Raw genomic sequence first — 18,830 nt, forward strand, 5'->3', positions numbered from 1 at the left:
TCCCCAATTGCCGGAAACGAAATAATAAGATGTCAGACAGCCAAATTCCTCTTCCTGAGCGCATGCGTCCTCATGATTTATCTCAAATTATTGGACAAGATCACCTTCTGGGTGAAGATGCACCGTTACGCCAGATGATTGACCAAGGGCATTTGCCATCGATTATTTTTTGGGGACCTCCGGGTGTAGGTAAAACCACAATTGCATTGTTGTTAGCGCAGGCCGTTGACCGACCATTTATTAGTTTATCTGCGCTCAATACTGGGGTGAAAGAGTTACGTGAAATCATCGCCGATGGTGGAGATTTATTGACACCTGTGGTGTTTATTGATGAAATTCATCGTTTTAATAAGTCACAACAAGATGCCTTACTGAATGCGGTTGAAAAGGGCAAAATTACTCTGATTGGTGCAACCACAGAAAACCCTTCATTTGAAGTTAATAATGCCTTATTGTCCCGTTGTCAGGTGTATACCTTAAATGCTCTGGATAATGACGCAATTCAGCGCTTACTGGATCAAGCCATTCAGCAAGATTCGTTTTTAAAAGAGCGTTATATTCAAATCGAAGAATATGAAGCTTTATTTCAATTTGCCGCAGGTGACGCTCGTAAAGCATTAAATCTTTTAGATTTAATCGCCAGTACGTTTGAGCCAGACTTAGAGAATATCATTAACAATGCGGTGGTAGTCAAAGTTGCGCAGCAAAATATTGCACGCTATGACAAATCGGGCGAACAGCATTATGATCTAGTTTCGGCTTTTATTAAGTCGATTCGAGGCAGTGATCCAGATGCCGCTTTGTATTGGATGGCTCGAATGCTCAAAGGTGGTGAAGATCCTGTTTTTATTGCCCGTCGTATGTTGATTGCGGCATCTGAAGATATTGGCAACTCAAATCCAAATGCTTTACTGTTGGCTGGAGAATGTTTCCGATCTGTGCAGGCAATTGGTATGCCTGAATGTCGAATCATTTTGGGGCAATGTGCGGTGTATTTGGCAACCAGTGCTAAAAGTAACAGTACTTATTTGGCCATCAACAAAGCCTTAGATTTGGCAGAAAAAACCTCGAATCTACCTGTGCCACTACATTTGAGAAATGCACCAACCAAATTGATGAAAGAGCAAGGCTATGGCGTGGACTATTTATATCCACATAATTATCCTGAGCATTTTGTCATGCAGGATTATATGCCGCCTGAACTGAAAGGCACTAAGCTGTATGAGTCTGCACGTAATAAACGTGAAGTTGAAGGTGAGCGTTTGCAGCAACGACGTTGGATGCAACAACAACAGCAGTAATAATTTGAATGATCATAATGGGAAGGCGCTTCGGCGCCCTTTTTTATGTCTATTTCATGCAAAAAAAAGCCCAACTCAAGGCGAGCTGGGCTGAAAAAATAGGATGTCTTTGGGGAAATATATCCTAGAGGGTAGATGGAAAATCTGGTCGGCATACACATTGGAAACTTATAGATCCTCGTGCTGCCTAGTATGTAGCTATCTTAGTGTGAACGTGGGTAAATGTGAAACAGAGGATTTTTATGGTTAACATTTGTTTTTTCGATCATGGATTAATCGAGTAATATTTAATTAAAAAAACCGAGCTAAAGAGCTCGGTTTTTTAAATCGATGAACGACTTAGATATCAGAAAGGTCGATACCTAAACGTGCAGCAACTTCTTCATACGCTTCAACTACACCGCCTAAACCTTGACGGAAACGGTCTTTGTCGAGTTTTTTCTTAGTGTCTTTGTCCCATAGACGGCAGCCGTCTGGAGAGAATTCGTCACCTAGTACGATACGGTCGTGGAACACACCAAATTCAAGTTTAAAGTCAACAAGCAGCATGTTGCCTGCATCGAATAGACCTTTAAGTACTTCGTTTACTTTATAAGTCAATTCTTTCATTTGAGCGAGTTGTTCTGCAGTCGCCCAACCTAATGCAATCGCTTGTGATTCATTCACCATTGGGTCGCCTAACGCATCGTCTTTGAAGAACAATTCGAAAGTTGGCGGAGTAAGTTCTTTACCTTCTTCAACGCCTAAACGACGGCAAAGTGAACCTGCTGCATAGTTACGAATTACGCACTCTACAGGAACCATGGTTAATTTTTTCACTAAAACTTCAGTTGGAGAAAGAAGTTTTTCGAAATGAGTTTCGATACCAGCCGCAGCCAATTTTTCCATGATAAAGGCGTTAAAACGGTTGTTCACCTTACCTTTGCGATCCAGTTGTTCAATTTTTTCACCGTTGAATGCAGAAGCATCGTCACGGAAAACTAGGATGAGGTGGTCAGAACTATCTGTTTCATAAACAGATTTCGCTTTACCAGTATAGAGCAAGGTTTGTTTTAACATGAGGGAACCTTTTTCGAGAAAAAATGCCTAGTACGACTAGGCTGGCCAATTTTGGTAAATCTGAGCTAACAGATCTGCAGCTTTTTCTTTGTCTGCAAAACTGTTATCGGCATTGAACACAGCGATGTTATTGCTTGAACCTACAGAAGAAAGTCTTAAGACATAGGTCTGCTGATCGACCTTGACGGTTACTTCGTAACGGTTTTTGCTCTGACCAACAATGGTATGGTTAAGGCTGCTGAGGGTAGCAAGTGTGTATTGCCAAATTGTAGCAGAATTTCCTTCAACTTTGATCAGTGGATTTTGATTTCCATCCACCAATAGTTGAGGGCGGCTAATATTTGTACTGTCTGTTGAGGAATCTGCGACGACATTATTTTTTTCCGCGGCTGGACGCGGAAGGGCATAGCGATTGCCACGCTTATTTTCAAGCTTTGGTGCATGCTCAATTGCTAGCGGGTCAACTGATGGAGCAGGATACAAAGGCGTTGCAGGACGAACCATTGACCCTTCAGGGTATTTCAGCGGTTCAACATCTGTGGTTTGTTTATAGTCCAGTGTGCCATTATTAAAGGCAAGTGAACTACAACCGGCTAATGTAAATACTGAAAGTGCCAGGCTAAGTCCTAAACGTAATTGCATGATGTTTGCTCTTCTTTATTTGATAACGCCCGCAGTGATGAGTGCTTCACGAAGCGGAGTACGATATTGTTCTGCAAGGGGTGTTAATGGTAAGCGAATGCCTGTTTCAATCAGGTTCATCTCATGAAGTGCCCATTTCACAGGAATTGGGTTCGATTCGCAAAATAAAATTTGATGTAAATTTGCAACAGTATTGTTTTGTTGCTCGGCTTGGACTGCGTCACCCGCCAAAGCGCTTGCACACACTTCGCTCATTTCTTTTGGCGCCACGTTCGCAGTAACCGAAATGTTGCCTTTAGCACCTAAACCCATTAACTGATAAGCCGTTGCATCATCACCTGAGTACACCACCATATCTTTGCCTTTAAGGCCTTCAATGAGTTCTTGACCACGAGGAACATCGCCAGTGGCGTCTTTAATGCCCACGATTTGTGGAATATCAGCAAGACGGATCACGGTGTCGTTGTGCATGTCTACACCGGTTCGGCCAGGTACATTGTACAAAATTTGAGGTAAATCAACAGCTTCAGCAATCGCTTTGTAGTGTTGATACAGGCCTTCTTGGGTAGGTTTGTTATAGTATGGTGTAACTAATAATGCCGCATCTGCACCTAATTCTTTGGCTTCTTTGGTGAGTTCAATTGCTTCGTGGGTTGAGTTTGCACCTGTGCCGGCAATAATTGGAATGCGTTTGTTCGCCACACGGATGATTTCTTTGATCACCTGAGTGTGTTCGGCCATGCTCAAGGTAGAAGCTTCACCTGTAGTCCCTACAGCAACAATACTATTGGTGCCTTGCTTTATATGCCACTCAACCAGCTTCTCGAGGCTCTTCCAATCTACGCTGCCATCTTCAAACATTGGGGTGACGATTGCGACAATTGAACCTTGAATGGTCTGAGCTTGCTGAGTCATTTTGAAAAGCTATCCTATTTGTCCATCCGACAAGATGAAATATTGATTTCTGGATGGTTTCGAATTTTGATTTGTAGCATGTTCATTGGGCTATACCCAAGTTGAATAATGCTTACGCAAATTATGACTGATCAAACGCATAAGAACAATATGCTTTGGTCAAAGCCATAAAATTCTTTATACAAATCAAACTTAAAACAATCAAGTGTAAAATAGCGGTTTTTTTGCAGCCTGAAAATTGTTCAGCAAGGGCTGAATCTTGAAAATGTTTTATTCAATCGAGAGGGTTGGCATGGTTGATGGGATTGATTAAATCATCAGCAAAAGGTTGATCTATGTGTATTCCGTGCTTTTTAATCAGAATTTAAGATTAAATAACAATGACTAAAGATTTAAAAACTATATCAATTCGCTCGGGTTTTATTACAAATGATTGTTAAAAACTTGGGTAATAATCTTTTTTATATCTAATAGAAATAGACATGTTTTTATGAGTGTTTAAAAAGATCGCTTGATTTGACTGTTCATTGCACGATTCATATTTTTTTATTTTAAATTTTTAATTGTTTTTACGACTTTGTGACTTAAAGCACAAAAACTATTACACCATGCACGTAATCCAATTTTGGACGAAAGGCTTCAACTTATTGGTAGTTATATCCTTTATAAGGCTCAGCGATGATGCGACTTAATTTGAACGCTGATGACAACAAGGATTCTCCAATGGAAAAGTCAGATAATAAGCATGCTATTGTCACGGTAGCAATCTGCTTCCTTATTGCCGTAATCGAAGGTCTGGATATTCAGGCTGCAGGTATTGCAGCAGCAGGGATTCGTGAATATTTCGGGCTGGATAGCTCGCAGCTAGGGGTGTTTTTTAGTGCCGGTATTTTAGGATTATTACCTGGTGCTTTGGTGGGTGGTCGGATTGCAGACCGAATGGGCCGTAAAAAAGTATTAATTTGGTCTACGGGGATGTTCGCCATCTTTACCTTATGTACGGTATGGGTAAATAGCTTCCATAGCTTACTCGCTGTACGTTTTCTTGCAGGTGCAGGTTTAGGTGCAGCAATGCCAATTTTAATTACCTTGGCATCTGAAGCGGTAACGCCACAAAATCGTGGTCGTGCAGTCGGTTTGATGTACTGTGGTATGCCTGTGGGTGCGGCAATCTTATCATTGGTCGCAATGACGGACTTCGGTGCAAACTGGAAAAATATTTTCTATTTAGGCGGTTTATTACCGATTGTTGTGATTCCATTGATGATTTGGTTCCTGCCCGAATCGCGTGAATTCTTGAAAGCCAAAGATCAAGCGGTTCAAGCGACCGCCAATGGCGAAGTGCAACAAGGTGCTTTCAAAAACCTCTTTAACACAGAAAACTGTTTACGTACTTTCTCAATTTGGGTGAGCTACTTCTTCACCTTGATGGTGGTGTACATCATGTTGAGCTGGTTACCGTCGTTGTTCACCGAACTCGGTTTCACTCGTAAAGATGGTGCAACTGCGCAGTTCTACTTCATGGTGAGTGCAACCATTGGTACGATCATTTTAGGTATGTTGACTGATCGTTGGAAGAAAGCTTATGTGATCATTTTGATGTACGGCGGTATTTTGGCAGGTCTATTTGCGCTGAATGGTGCAGGTTCATTGACTCAAATGTACATGGCGTCAGCTTTAGTCGGTGCATTCGTGATTGGTTGCCAAGGTGTATTGTATGCCTTCGGTGGTATCGTGTATCCGACACAGTTACGTGGTACGGGTGTTGGTGTAGCTTCAGCCGTTGGTCGTGTCGGTGCAATGTTAGGCCCTGCAATTGCGGGTCAGTTATTGGCAGCAGGTTTTGGTGCGGCAGGGGTGATTACCGCGGCAATTCCATGTATCGCAATCTCTGCAATATTTATGTTGTTATTGGTACGTCGTATTCCATCATAAGGAACATGCCATATCAAAAAAAGCCCGCATATTGCGGGCTTTTTTATGGCGACAATAGAAGTCGCACTAATGCTCTAAACCAATATAAATAAATGTATTTTATGTAAAAATACAGCAGAAAGAGAAAACAAAAAATCAACGTAGAGGGGCTATGTCAGCAAGAAAACTGGTCGCAATTTTTAAAGTTGATCAACGTGAATTCAGTTTGTATCTACATCAATACGAACTTATCTTGGAACTCAAACCTGTATTTCAAAGACATCGCCAACAGCCGAGACAAAATGCGTGGTTGGCCTTTGCCGATGAACCTACCCTAGAAGATGTTGCTGAAAAGATTAATGCGTTTGAGGTCATGCAGCAGACACGCAGCCATTTATTAAAATATATCTTTCAACATCAACCGCGATATTTTTATTTTCATGCTTCGACTCGGCGAAAAGCCCGTATTTACCCACGCTTTGCACAACGTTTGGTTGAGCATTTGCCCAAGTATCGGTATTGTCAGGAAGGACAGTCATTTTATTTTTATGCACAGGACTGAATACTCAGGCTTTTAAAATATGAGCGAATCAGTAGAGTCGCCGAAAATGCATGACAACGGATGGAGAGATATGCAAAAAAATACAGCGCTGATTGTGGTCGATGTACAAAATGGTTTTACCCCGGGTGGTCAGTTGGCTGTTGCCAATGCCGATCAAATTATTCCAGGGATTAATCAAGTTGGACAATACTTTGCGAATATTGTGCTGACTCAAGATTGGCATCCAGCCGACCATATTTCTTTTGCTGAAAATCATCCTGAGCATGCACCTTATGACAGCATAGAGCTGAATTATGGAACGCAAGTATTGTGGCCAACACATTGTGTACAAGGTACACAGGATGCCGAATTACATCCTGATTTAAATTTACCGACGGCGCAGCTGATTATCCGTAAAGGTTTTCATCAGCATATCGACAGCTACTCTGCTTTTATGGAAGCAGATCAGAAAACCTCAACAGGTTTGGCGGGCTATTTGCGCGAACGCGGTATTGATACAGTCTTTGTCGTTGGGATCGCCACGGATTTTTGTGTTGCATGGACGGCAATGGATGCGCGTAAGCTTGGTTTTGAAACTTTTGTGATTGCTGATTTGACCAAAGGGATCGATTTACAGGGTTCGCTTCAGCATGCATGGCAAGACATGTTGGCGAATGGGGTGAAGCGTATTTACCTGAAAGATATTGTGCAGCAGCATGCACAGGCATTATCTTTGGCATGACCCAGTGGGCTCAGTTGAGAAAAGGCACAAGGGTGTGCCTTTTTTTGTCCCTGTATTTAAATGGAAGATGCCTATGTCGGCTTTCTTAAAATTCACTCAATTTGTGCAGAAAACATTTGCGATTTGGGTGGTGCTGTTTGCAGCGCTCGCCATGTTTTTTCCCGATGTATTTATTTGGTTAAAAGCATATATCCCATGGATGCTAGGCATCATTATGTTGGGTATGGGCATGACCATGACACTGCAAGATTTTAAAAGTGTATTGCAAAGCCCTAAAGCTGTGATGATCGGGGTTTTGGCACAGTTTATTGTGATGCCGGGATTGGCTTTTTTCTTGTGTAAATTATTACAACTGCCGACAGAGATCGCGATCGGGGTCATTCTTGTCGGTTGCTGTCCGGGTGGAACGGCTTCTAATGTCATCACCTATATGGCAAAAGGCAATACCGCATTATCTGTTGCTTGTACCTCTGTTTCGACATTACTCGCACCGGTTTTAACCCCTGCGATTTTCTATTTGCTGGCAAGCCAATGGATCGAAATTAATGCGGCATCGATGTTGGTTTCAATTTTACAAGTGGTTTTATTTCCGATCATTGTGGGGTTAATGATTCGAACTGTCTTTAAGCACCGAGTGGATGCCTATATACAGGTCATGCCATTGGTTTCTGTTGTGGCAATTGTAGCGATTGTGGCAGCAATCATTGCGGGTAGTCGAACACAGATTTTGCAATCAGGTTTACTGATTCTTGGGGTAGTGGCCTTACATAATGGCTTGGGCTATCTATTGGGTTTTTGGGCCAGCCGACTGTTTAAATTGCCCTATGCAGACTGTAAAGCAGTGTCGATTGAAGTTGGGATGCAAAACTCAGGTTTGGGTGTGGCATTGGCGGCGACCCATTTTGCCGCTTCACCTCTGACCGCTGTGCCGAGTGCGATTTTTAGTTTGTGGCACAATATTTCGGGTCCCGCACTGGCAACCTATTGGGCAGCACGGACGAGTGAGCCCAAAGCATTGGAACAAGACAAGCCTGTGCAATAAACAATTCAGTAAAATAGAGGGCAATGTCCCTCTTTTTTGATGTCGAAAATAAATTTTACGATTTGATGAACAGGGCTTTAGGGAATTGCATGCTTTTTTTAATTGATTAATGCTATTTGTAACATAAGTGTCATATCCGCTGCCTAACATGCCGGCAAACACTTTAGATATAGACTGTTTCAAACAGCATTGAGAGGGTATGCCACATTTTCAGCATTCATCAGAGACCTATTATAATCGTGAATTGTCACTTTTAGATTTTAATCGGCGGGTCTTGGCTCAGGCACTCGATTCAAGTTTACCTTTACTTGAACGCTTGAATTTTCTCATCATTTTTTCACGCAATTTAGATGAATTCTTTGAAATTCGCATTGCGGGGCTAATGAAACAACGAGATTTGAATGCGATTGCACGGACGCCAGATGCCATTCCCACCGAAGTGGTCTTAGATGAACTTTCCCAAGTGATTCATGACACGGTTGCACAGCAATACCAAACCCTCAATCATGCTGTATTGCCTGCATTACAAAGTGAAGGCATTCGCTTTATTCAATTTAAAGATATTTTAGAAAAACATCGGGCGTGGATTAGCCATTATTTTAGTAAAGAAGTTCAACCTGTCTTAACGCCGATTAGCTTAGATCCATCTCATCCGTTTCCACGCTTGGTTAATAAAAGCCTCAACTTTATTGTGAGCCTAGAAGGCAAAGATGCCTTTGGTCGTGCCATTGAAATGGCGATCGTGCCTGCGCCACGTTCTTTGCCGCGTTTAATCAAAATGCCCGCTGAGGTTGAAGGCAGTTCAGAGACACAAATTTTCCTGACCGCCATTATTCAGCAACATATCAATGATTTATTTCCGGGGATGAAAGCGACAGGCTGTTATGCCTTTCGAGTGACACGCAATGCAGATTTGGTTCTGGCTGAAGATGTAGATGACTTGGCGGTGGCATTAAAAGATGAATTGTCTTCACGCCGTTTTGGTCGGGCAGTTCGCTTAGAAATTGAAGATGATTGTCCACAAAGCATTATTGATTATTTGTTAGATGAATTTGATTTGAGTGAGCAGGAGCTCTATCGCATTGAAGGCCCGATCAATTTATCACGTCTCAGTACTAGTTTTAATCGACCTGAACTGAAATATCCGGTCTATACACCGATTATTCCTAAAGTTTTTCGTAAACAAACCGCGATTTTTGATGTATTAAAAACACAAGATGTGTTGTTACATCATCCGTTTGACTCCTTTCAACCGGTCATCAACTTATTACGTGAAGCTGCAAAAGACCCTCAGGTATTAGCCATTAAGCAAACGCTCTATCGTAGTGGGCCAGATTCGGACATCGTACAAGTTTTGGCGGAGGCGGCACGCAACGGCAAGGAAGTAACCGCCGTCATCGAACTTCGGGCGCGGTTTGATGAAGAATCCAATATTACCGTGGCCAATATATTGCAAGAAGCGGGCGCTGTCGTGGTGTATGGCATTGTGGGCTATAAAACCCATGCCAAGATGATTTTGATTGTACGCCGTGAAAATAATCAGTTGTTACGCTACGCCCATTTGGGAACAGGTAATTATCACGCAGGCAATGCGCGGATGTATACCGATTATGGCCTGATGACGACGCATCCCGATATTTGCGAGGATGTGCATCGTATGTTTCAGGAACTGACCGGTATGGGCAAGATGGCGAAGCTGAAAGCTTTATTGCATGCACCATTTACCCTGCATACTGAATTATTGAAACTAATTGAACAGGAAATTGTTGCTGCACAAGCGGGAAAATACGCACGAATTATTGTGAAGGTCAATGCACTTACGGAACCGCAACTGATTGCTGCTTTGTATCGTGCATCGCAAGCAGGGGTACGTGTAGATTTAATTATCCGTTCGATTTGTTGTTTGATTCCTCAGGTCAAAGGTATGTCTGAGAATATTCATGTGAGATCTATCGTTGGGCGCTTCTTAGAGCACACTCGAGTGTATTATTTTGAGCATGCAGGCGAAAAACGATTGTACTGTGCCAGTGCCGATTGGATGGGACGTAACTTATTTTCACGGGTCGAAACCTGTTTTCCAATTTTAGAAAGCCGTTTGAAAAAACGCATTATGAAAGATGGTTTACTTAACTATTTGGACGATAATCAAAATGCATGGGAAATGCAGTCGAATGGGCAATGGGAGAAAGTCGCGGTGGAAGCAGGTGCCGAACCACATAACGCGCAAAAATATTTGATTGCACAGAAAATTTCGACTGTTTAAGACAAAAAAAATCCCGACTCAAGTCGGGATTTTTGATTGCGCTAAAACCTTTACGAGGCTTTTGACTGTTTGGATTTTAAAATTTCAGTTCTGAAGTTTTGAGCCAATTCAGCGGCATCACTGTCCATTCCATTGAGCATAAACGCATGACGCGTCAACACATTGGTCGGATTTGGCAAGCTGACCAATTGGAAATGATCTGAAATCTCTTTGAGCAAAGTTGTCGGCACATGAATGGCACTTTCTTTGGCAACCAATTGTTGGACTAAACGCTCAGCCGCTTGTACAGAAGACAATTGCATGGCTTCGACAGAGCTTGAAATCGCGCTACGGGTTTGTAAAACGAAACGTTTTTCTTCACGGTAGCGTTTATATAAAACATCTGAAAGCAATTGGAATACTGAGCTGATCATGGTGAGGCAACGCAGCGCATCTGGAGTGTCAGCGGTCATGCTGATGGTTGCACCATGTTCATCAAACTTATGTACCGTACTGATGTCAGAACTGTTCAATTTATAATGTTGAACACAGAGTTCTGTGGTTTTATTCAAGAAAATTTGGCAGAGATTAAAATACGGCACAGACACGGTTTTGTTGACGCTATCGAGAAGCTGTTTCGGATCATAAAATTGAATATTTAATGCCAAGCTGTTGCTGTCGAGAACCACTGGTTTCATGTCTTTATGCTGTTTTGCTTTGGCTTGCGCATTTTGCTGCGCTTGAGCAATCGCCACAGCGGCATTATGTTTTTCTTGTTCTAAGGCCTGCGCTAGCATTTGAATTTCATGTTTTAGACGTGATTCATTGTTGATTCGCGCTAAATATTCAGTACGACTTGGACGCGCAATAGCGCGATACGCCAACCATAACAAGCCATGTAATAATAATGAAAATAGAATCGCAGCCCATTGGGTACGTAAGATTTCACCAATACTTGGTTTAATTAAGGTGATTTCAACCGTTCCAACTTTCTTTTCGTTTTGCAGCGCATCTCGAACAAAGATTTCACCGTCACGGGTTTTGGTCAAACCGCCTGTGGCCAAAACTTGATTATTGGCATTTAAAATGCGGATGGAAGCCACGCTCGGGTTGGTTGCATAGCGGTCAGCAAGTAAGGCTAATGATACGGTATTGGCCGGCTCAAGCTCAGATAGGCTGTCTGTAACCAATTGACTGGTCATCAGTTGTCCCTGACTGGCACGGTTTTCGTTCAGTTGGTGGGTTGTTGCCAATACCAATAAAAAGGTATGCAAAGCAAAACAAACTACTAATAGGCTAGCAAATAGCCCTTGTCTAGGCGCATTCAACGTAAACTTCCAAGGCAATTCTATTCAATTTAGATTATGATTCTTACATTAGTTGTAGCTCAGACCCGAGTCAATTCATGCGAGAAATCATTCTTATATCACTTTTAGGACCTGACCAACCTAATCAATTTACACGATTAATGCAGGTTTTGTCCGCACATTCCTTACAGATTTTAGATGTCGGACAAGCAGTCATCCACAATCAGCTGACTTTAGGTATTGTTGTTTCGTCGGAAGACCAGACTGCGACAGCATTAGCCATGAAGGAGATGTTGATTTTAGCACATGATATTGGCTTAACTGTGCGCTTTAAACCAATCTCTACAACAGAATATCAACAATGGGTAAATGAGGGAGGCCGCACACGCTATATCGTTACGGCACTTGCGCCAGAATTACAGGCGTCTCATTTACAGGCAGTTACAAATATTGTGTCGAGCCAAGGCTTCAATATTGAAACTGTGACTCGTTTATCTGGCCGTCCAGAGTTAGATGGATCAAGTGAAGGTCCGCGCCGTGCCTGCGTTCAATTTGGTCTAAAAGGCCAGATGTTGGATGCCACTGCGATGCGTGCAGCATGTTTACGTCTATCTACTGAACTAGGGGTAGATGTTGCCGTTCAAGAAGACAATGCTTACCGTCGTAATCGTCGTTTGGTCTGCTTTGATATGGACTCAACGCTGATTGAGCAAGAAGTAATTGACGAATTGGCGATTGAAGCGGGTGTCGGGGCTCAAGTGGCTGAAATCACTGAACGTGCTATGCAAGGCGAGCTCGATTTCCAACAAAGTTTCCGTGCACGTGTGGCACTGCTCAAAGGTATGGATGCTTCGGTATTGCCTAAAATTGCAGAACGTCTGACTGTCACAGAAGGTGCGGAACGTCTGATTTCAACGCTTAAATCACTGGGTTATCGCACGGCTATTTTGTCAGGTGGTTTTCAGTATTTTGCCGAATATCTACAAGCAAAACTGGGTATCGATGAAGTGCATGCCAATGTACTGGACGTCCAAGATGGCGCGGTAACAGGTGAAGTGAAAGGTCATATTGTCGATGGTGCTCGCAAAGCCTTCTTGTTGACTCAAATCGCTGAAGAAATGGGGATTTCATTAGAACAAGCCATTGCTGTCGGTGATGGTGCGAATGACTTACCTATGTTGTCTTTAGCCGGCTTAGGCGTTGCTTTCCGTGCGAAACCTTTGGTTCGTCAAAATGCCAATCAAGCCATTTCAAGCGTGGGTCTAGATGGTGTTCTTTACCTGCTTGGTGTGCATGATAAAGATTTAAATCGTGCTTAAAACCATTTAAGGCACAGTCAAAAACGTAGCCAAAAGGCTGCGTTTTTTTATGCCAAGAATTCAGCTCATCCGATGAACGGTAGAAGAAAATTGTCGATAAAAACAACGATTAACAGCATTCGAAAAATTAATTTTTTTAGCCTAAAACCAGCTGTTTTTTTTGTAATGACACTCGAAACGAGATGCCATCATTGTTCTAGAATTTCTTTAAAAAGAAAAAATGTAATGACAAAATAATGTTGCGACAAGGTGTGTCGCATTAACAAAAAACGAGACTTTTTTTATGCAAAAAACTCAGCATAATGCTTGCAAGAGATTGAGATCGACCAAATCTATTTACTGAAGATACAGTAGTGAGACGGCTCAGCATCCTGTAAGACAAGAGATGTCAGCTGTCAAATGACGGAGGTTTTTATGTTAACAGCGAATTTAGCAACAATCGTTGGCCTGAGCTTGGTATCGGCGGCCGTGATTGCTGTTTTCTTCTCGCCTTATCGTCGCTGGTTAAGTTTTATGCTGGCGGGGATGCTGGTGTGGGGACTCATTGAAGTGATTCGATTTGGCACACAAACCATGTTTGAATTATCAGTGACTTATAGTTATTTAACGGCATTAATGGCCGCAATGGTGGTATTCACTTTAGTATTGTTACGTGAAGACCGCCGTGCAGAGCGTGCGATGGCAAAGCGCCAATGTATAGAGCACACGCCTGTATATGATGAAGAACAGCAATGTTCGAGCCGATAAGTGCCAGAACAAAATTTCAATGAAAATGCGCCTAAGGGCGCATTTTTTTATGAACGCATTAGTCCTATTTGAGATACAAAGCCTTACTTCTCAAAAGCCAAGTTATGGTAGGATGAAGCCAGTCAATTTTCCAACAATTACAATAGGCTTTAAGTCATGAAACTATCATCAATTCCTGTCGTAAAACTACCTTTAGTTGATGTCAGTACGGATCCACTTGATTTACTCGTGGCAGGTTTAGCGCTTCGTATGAAACAGCTTTCACGTACTAGCCCTAAATTCATTGAATTAGTTCATGAACGTCAATTTCGCATTCAAATCGGTACGGATTTGGGTGTTGCACGTCAAATTATTGTAAATAATGGACAGATTGATACTGTTTCAGGCGATGCTGAAAAAGCAGACTTTATTTTGCAATTTGCGGACAGTGAACAGGGCGTAAAAACCCTGATGAAAGGTGACCCAACTGCATTTATGACGGGTATGCAAAATGGCAGTATTAAAATGGAAGGTGATTTTGGGCTTTTGGTTTGGTTTAACCAAGTGGCGAAGTTAATTCCACCTAAACTTCCAAAACCGGTTAAAGAAAAAATCAAAATCGCACGTGCGTTTATTAAAGAAAAAACAGGTAAGTAAGATTTACGCCTTGTTCTCCTCCTTTAGCGGGAGGATTAAAAAAAAGCCCTCTTTTGAGGGCTTTTTTTAATGCTTCAGTTGTTATTCAACTTCTAAATTAAAGGTCACTGGACCGTCATTGACCAAATGCACTTTCATGTCGGCAGCAAAGATACCTGTTTGTACATGGTCATATTGGCGCTTGGTGTAATCGACCAGCTGTTCATACAGTGCTTTGGCATCGCTTGGCGGCATGGCAGGGCCAAAATCAGGGCGCAGGCCTTTTTGCGTTTGTGCCATCAGAGTAAATTGAGACACCAAGAGGATACCGCCGCCAGCTTGACTGACATTCCAGCCCATCTTGCCTTGTTCATCATCAAAAAAACGGTATTTCAAGATCTTATCGATCAGTTTTTTGCCCTTTTCTAAATCGTCAGCTTTACCAAGTCCTAAAAACACTAAAATACCGTGATTGATTTCACCCGTGATCTCACCATCGACCACCACTTTGGCTTCCAAAACACGTTGTAACAAGGCCCGCATAAATTCTTCCGAGTAGAAAATTGAACATAGGGCAGGGATTGTAGCAAAGACAGCATTTTTTCGAAGCGATGTTTAGAAAATTTTGGGCTCAAACATTTGAAAATGAAATGTATATTTTTTACAAATCTAATAATACGATTGAATTTATGAAAATAATCTGTTTTATCTATTTATTAAGTGTCAGTATCTTTGCGGGGCAGGAAAGGTATTTAACAGAGAGATTAAGACGATGTTTAAGCGTTCTTTATTGGTTGCGATGTTAGCAACAGCAACAGCGGCGACTCAAGCAGCGCCATTAACTAAAGACAATGGTGCACCAGTAGGCGATAACCAAAACTCGATTACTGCGGGTCCAAATGGTTCAGTTCTACTTCAAGACGTACAATTGGTTCAAAAATTACAACGTTTTGGTCGTGAGCGTATTCCTGAGCGTGTGGTACATGCCCGTGGTACAGGTGCGTATGGTGAATTCGTTGCAACTAAAGATTTATCTGATCTCACCATTGCTTCATTGTTCAAAGCAGGTACTAAGACTCCAGTTTTCTTACGTTTCTCGACTGTAATTCACGGTAAACATTCTCCAGAAACTCTACGTGACCCGCACGGTTTCGCGATCAAGTTCTATACGCAAGAAGGCAACTGGGATTTAGTGGGTAACCAAACTCCAGTCTTCTTCATTCGTGATGCAATTAAATTCCCTGACTTCATTCACGCAATGAAGCCAAGCCCAATCAACAACGTTCAAGACGCAAACCGCGTATTTGATTTCTTGTCTAGCCAGCCATGGGCAACCAACATGTTGACTTATGTGTATGGTAACCAAGGTGTGCCTACCAGCTACCGCGAACAAGACGGCTTTGGTGTACATGCGTACAAGCTTTATAACGACAAAGGCGAATACAAATACGTTAAATTCAACTTCCGCTCTAAACAAGGCGTGAAAGGTCTGAACGTTAAAGAAGCGATGGAGCTGCAAGGTAAAGACTTCAACCACTTGACTAACGATCTTTATAACAACATCAACGCGGGCAACTTCCCGAAATGGGATCTTTACATCCAAGTGTTAGATCCTAAAGATTTAAACAGCTTTGATTTTGACCCGCTTGACCCAACAAAAATCTGGCCTACAGATCTAGTGAAAGAAACCAAAGTGGGGACTTTAACGCTGAACCGTATGCCTAAAAACTTCTTCAATGAAACTGAACAAGTGGCATTGGCTCCAGGTAACTTAGTCCCAGGTATCGAGCCATCAGAAGACCGTCTGCTACAAGGCCGTATCTTTTCTTACTCAGATACACAAATGTACCGTTTAGGTGCGAACCACCAACAAATTCCAGTCAACCGTCCATTAGTTGCTGTAAACAAAAACAATCAAGATGGTTACATGAATGTTGGCGGTACTTCATCAAATGTGAACTACGAGCCAAGCCGTATTGAGCCAAAACCAGCGACTGCGAAAGCGCGTGCGGTTGAAACACCGCTTTCTGGCACAGTTCAGCAAAAAGGCGTGAAAGAGCAAAACTTCAAGCAGGCGGGTGAGCTTTATCGTTCATACTCTGCGAAAGAGAAAGAAAACTTAATCATGAACTTGGCTGCTGACCTTGGCAACGTGAAAGATTCAGAAACGAAACACATTATGTTGTCTTACTTCTATAAAGCAGATGCAGACTACGGTACACGTATGACTAAAGCAGTAAACGGTAATCTTGCAACTGTAAAAGCTAAAGCAGCACAACTGAAAGACTAATTTCGATCAGTCTGAAGGATTGGTAACTAGGGTCTAGAACGTTACCTCAAAAAAGTCCTATGAAGCTCCATACCTTTCCTGCACCCTAGGGGGAGTTTCATAGGCACTCCTTAAATATTCATTTTTATGAAATGAATCATTTCTAATTCAATTCTACATTCGTTTTCTGTTGGAGTTCATCATGAAAGTTATGCAGCATTTGACTTTAGCCAGTCTTCTTGCGTTTGGTTCCGCATTCGCAAACGTGGCTATCGCGGAAGATATCTCCCCCGCTAAAGCGACTGCAAGCGATCAGATGACCTCACAACAGGAATTGATTGCAATCTTTTTTGCCGCAGCCAAAACCGGCAATGAAGAAGTCATCAATGAGTTTCTCAAGCATGGTTTTCCTGTTGATGTGCGCAATGCCTCGGGTTTTACACCGCTGATGATGGCGACCTATTATGGTCATCAAAATATTGTGACTCGCTTGTTGGAACATGGTGCAGACCGCTGCGCACGTGACAATAAAGGTAACACCGCTTTGATGGGTGCCATGTTTAAATTGGAATGGGCGATTGCAAAGCAATTACGCCAAGTGGATTGCGATGCAAATGCCAAAAAAACGGGGCAAAAGACCGCAGAGCAGTTTGCACGTGAATTTGGTCAAGAAGAAAAATATCGACAGTTGCTCAAAAAATAGTGAGCTAGATCGCGCTCAGCTTTAGCAAAAAAATTGAAAAAAGTCGATGAATCGTGGTGATTTATAAGTTATTCCACTAAATCAATCGGCTTTTTATCAATAAAGTATGCTTTAATGCAAAGAGTTGATAAAAACTGAAAGTCTTTATGTCTCCAATCATCCAATCCTTATTAGACACAGATCTGTATAAATTCACCATGCTTCAAGTGGTGTTACACAAATTTCCGCAAACCCATAGTGTGTATCACTTTCGCTGCCGTAACTTGGATGATACAGCCTATCCACTGGTCGAAATTTTGGATGATTTAAACATGCAGCTCGACATGCTATGTCAGTTGAAGTTTAAAGAAGATGAATTGCAGTATTTACGCAGTTTACGTTTTATTAAAAGCGATTTTGTTGATTATCTTGAATTATTCCAGCTTAAACGCCGTTTTATTAAAGCCGGCATTGATGAAGAAGGTCGTTTAGATATTTGGGTAGAAGGCCCAATGGTTCAAGCGATGATGTTTGAAATCTTTGTCTTGGCGATCGTCAATGAACTGTATTTCCAACGTATTCGTACCCCAGAAACATTGGTTGAAGGTGAACGTCGTCTTCAACATAAAATTGCGCTGTTAAAACAATACGAAGCGGCACAAAATCCAAATGATCCGCCATTCTTAGTCTCTGATTTTGGGACGCGCCGTCGTTATAGCTATGAATGGCAAAAACACGTGATTGCTGAATTTTATCAAGCCGTTCCGAATATTTTCCGTGGCACCAGTAATGTCCTGATTGCCAAAGATTTGAATATTATTCCAATCGGCACCATGGCACATGAATTCTTGCAGGCGTTCCAAGCTCTTGATGTTCGATTACGTGACTTTCAAAAAGCGGCACTAGAAACTTGGGTCCAAGAATATCGCGGTGACCTAGGGATAGCTTTGACGGACGTTGTCGGTATGGATGCGTTCTTACGTGACTTCGATTTGTACTTTGCCAAACTATTTGACGGTTTACGTCATGACAGTGGCGACCCGTATGAATGGGGCGATAAAGCCTATGCACATTACAAAAAGCTTAAAGTCGATAGCAAAAGTAAAATGTTGACCTTTAGTGATGGTCTAAATATCGAAAAAGCGTGGGATTTGCATAATTACTTCAAAGACCGTTTCCAAGTTAGCTTTGGTATTGGCACCAACTTGACCAATGATATGGGGCAAACTGCGCTGAATATCGTACTGAAATTGGTTGAATGTAATGGTCAATCCGTGGCAAAAATTTCAGATAGTCCGGGTAAAACCATGACGGATAACGATACTTTCTTGGCGTATCTGCGTCAGGTATTCGACATTCCAGAAGTTAGCGCTTAAACACAGCATTAGATAAAACTAAAAAAGCCGAATCAATGATTCGGCTTTTTTATATCTAAAATATTGCTAAAGGAATGCAAAAATTCAGAATAATAGTGAAAATGACTTATGCTAAGA

At 42.0% G+C, this 18,830-nt stretch carries 17 protein-coding genes; 12 read left to right on the forward strand and 5 right to left on the reverse strand.

Annotation, left to right across the window (positions count from 1 at the left end):
• The first annotated feature begins 29 nt into the window (after positions 1-29).
• Positions 30-1,301 (forward strand): replication-associated recombination protein A, encoded by a 1,272-nt coding sequence (locus FTU79_RS08825; RefSeq protein ID WP_111885104.1) that lies wholly within the window; start codon positions 30-32, stop codon positions 1,299-1,301.
• 339 nt (positions 1,302-1,640) lie between these two features.
• On the opposite strand, the gene purC is transcribed toward FTU79_RS08825, so the two are convergent.
• From purC to dapA, 3 genes are read right to left on the reverse strand one after another with little or no spacing between them, the layout of a single operon-like run.
• A complete protein-coding gene (gene purC, locus FTU79_RS08830; RefSeq protein WP_078190626.1) occupies positions 1,641-2,360 on the reverse strand; it encodes a phosphoribosylaminoimidazolesuccinocarboxamide synthase in 720 nt (239 codons plus the stop codon).
• Between the two features lie 36 nt (positions 2,361-2,396).
• On the reverse strand, positions 2,397-3,002 hold the full coding sequence (locus tag FTU79_RS08835; protein WP_078193263.1) for a lipoprotein-34 precursor (NlpB): 606 nt from the start codon (positions 3,000-3,002) through the stop codon (positions 2,397-2,399).
• Positions 3,003-3,017: 15 nt separating this feature from the next.
• Positions 3,018-3,917, reverse strand: a complete 900-nt coding sequence (dapA, locus tag FTU79_RS08840) for a 4-hydroxy-tetrahydrodipicolinate synthase (protein WP_078193262.1) — start codon at positions 3,915-3,917, stop codon at positions 3,018-3,020.
• A 723-nt stretch (positions 3,918-4,640) separates the two neighbouring features.
• On the opposite strand from dapA, the gene mhpT reads away from it, so the two are divergent.
• From mhpT to ppk1, 5 genes are all read left to right on the forward strand, one after another.
• The gene (mhpT, locus tag FTU79_RS08845) at positions 4,641-5,852 is read left to right on the forward strand and encodes a 3-(3-hydroxy-phenyl)propionate transporter MhpT (protein ID WP_180049687.1); all 1,212 of its coding nucleotides are present in this window, start codon (positions 4,641-4,643) and stop codon (positions 5,850-5,852) included.
• A gap of 151 nt (positions 5,853-6,003) precedes the next feature.
• Entirely contained in the window at positions 6,004-6,393 is a 390-nt protein-coding gene (locus tag FTU79_RS08850; RefSeq protein WP_180049689.1) for a hypothetical protein, read from the forward strand.
• 70 nt (positions 6,394-6,463) lie between these two features.
• Entirely contained in the window at positions 6,464-7,114 is a 651-nt protein-coding gene (gene pncA, locus FTU79_RS08855) for a bifunctional nicotinamidase/pyrazinamidase (protein WP_168379715.1), read from the forward strand.
• Between the two features lie 73 nt (positions 7,115-7,187).
• Positions 7,188-8,156 (forward strand): bile acid:sodium symporter family protein, encoded by a 969-nt coding sequence (locus tag FTU79_RS08860; protein ID WP_180049691.1) that lies wholly within the window; start codon positions 7,188-7,190, stop codon positions 8,154-8,156.
• A gap of 199 nt (positions 8,157-8,355) precedes the next feature.
• Positions 8,356-10,419, forward strand: coding sequence for a polyphosphate kinase 1 (gene ppk1 / locus FTU79_RS08865; protein WP_180049693.1), 2,064 nt, complete (start codon positions 8,356-8,358; stop codon positions 10,417-10,419).
• A gap of 50 nt (positions 10,420-10,469) precedes the next feature.
• On the opposite strand, the gene FTU79_RS08870 is transcribed toward ppk1, so the two are convergent.
• The gene (locus FTU79_RS08870; RefSeq protein WP_180049791.1) at positions 10,470-11,726 is read right to left on the reverse strand and encodes a hypothetical protein; all 1,257 of its coding nucleotides are present in this window, start codon (positions 11,724-11,726) and stop codon (positions 10,470-10,472) included.
• A gap of 77 nt (positions 11,727-11,803) precedes the next feature.
• Here FTU79_RS08870 and serB point away from each other — a divergent pair, with 77 nt between their 5' ends.
• The 3 genes from serB (at position 11,804) to FTU79_RS08885 (ending at position 14,407) form a co-directional block, all read left to right on the forward strand.
• The gene (gene serB, locus FTU79_RS08875; protein ID WP_078193257.1) at positions 11,804-13,024 is read left to right on the forward strand and encodes a phosphoserine phosphatase SerB; all 1,221 of its coding nucleotides are present in this window, start codon (positions 11,804-11,806) and stop codon (positions 13,022-13,024) included.
• Between the two features lie 414 nt (positions 13,025-13,438).
• Positions 13,439-13,771, forward strand: a complete 333-nt coding sequence (gene aciT, locus FTU79_RS08880) for an AciT family ciprofloxacin tolerance protein (RefSeq protein ID WP_078190616.1) — start codon at positions 13,439-13,441, stop codon at positions 13,769-13,771.
• A gap of 156 nt (positions 13,772-13,927) precedes the next feature.
• Entirely contained in the window at positions 13,928-14,407 is a 480-nt protein-coding gene (locus tag FTU79_RS08885) for an SCP2 sterol-binding domain-containing protein (RefSeq protein ID WP_180049695.1), read from the forward strand.
• Positions 14,408-14,488: 81 nt separating this feature from the next.
• Here FTU79_RS08885 and dtd read toward each other — a convergent pair whose 3' ends face one another.
• A complete protein-coding gene (dtd, locus tag FTU79_RS08890) occupies positions 14,489-14,929 on the reverse strand; it encodes a D-aminoacyl-tRNA deacylase (RefSeq protein WP_180036027.1) in 441 nt (146 codons plus the stop codon).
• A 229-nt stretch (positions 14,930-15,158) separates the two neighbouring features.
• Here dtd and FTU79_RS08895 point away from each other — a divergent pair, with 229 nt between their 5' ends.
• The 3 genes from FTU79_RS08895 to pncB all read left to right on the forward strand — a co-directional run bounded on the left by FTU79_RS08895 (position 15,159) and on the right by pncB (position 18,713).
• Positions 15,159-16,676: a catalase gene (locus tag FTU79_RS08895; RefSeq protein ID WP_180049697.1), complete on the forward strand. Its 1,518-nt coding sequence runs from the start codon at positions 15,159-15,161 to the stop codon at positions 16,674-16,676.
• Between the two features lie 181 nt (positions 16,677-16,857).
• Positions 16,858-17,358, forward strand: a complete 501-nt coding sequence (locus FTU79_RS08900; protein ID WP_180049699.1) for an ankyrin repeat domain-containing protein — start codon at positions 16,858-16,860, stop codon at positions 17,356-17,358.
• A gap of 146 nt (positions 17,359-17,504) precedes the next feature.
• Positions 17,505-18,713 (forward strand): nicotinate phosphoribosyltransferase, encoded by a 1,209-nt coding sequence (gene pncB, locus FTU79_RS08905; protein WP_180049701.1) that lies wholly within the window; start codon positions 17,505-17,507, stop codon positions 18,711-18,713.
• Positions 18,714-18,830: the final 117 nt, after the last annotated feature.

The sequence above is a fragment of the Acinetobacter sp. YH12144 genome (assembly GCF_013418345.1).
Lineage (GTDB): Bacteria > Pseudomonadota > Gammaproteobacteria > Pseudomonadales > Moraxellaceae > Acinetobacter > Acinetobacter amyesii.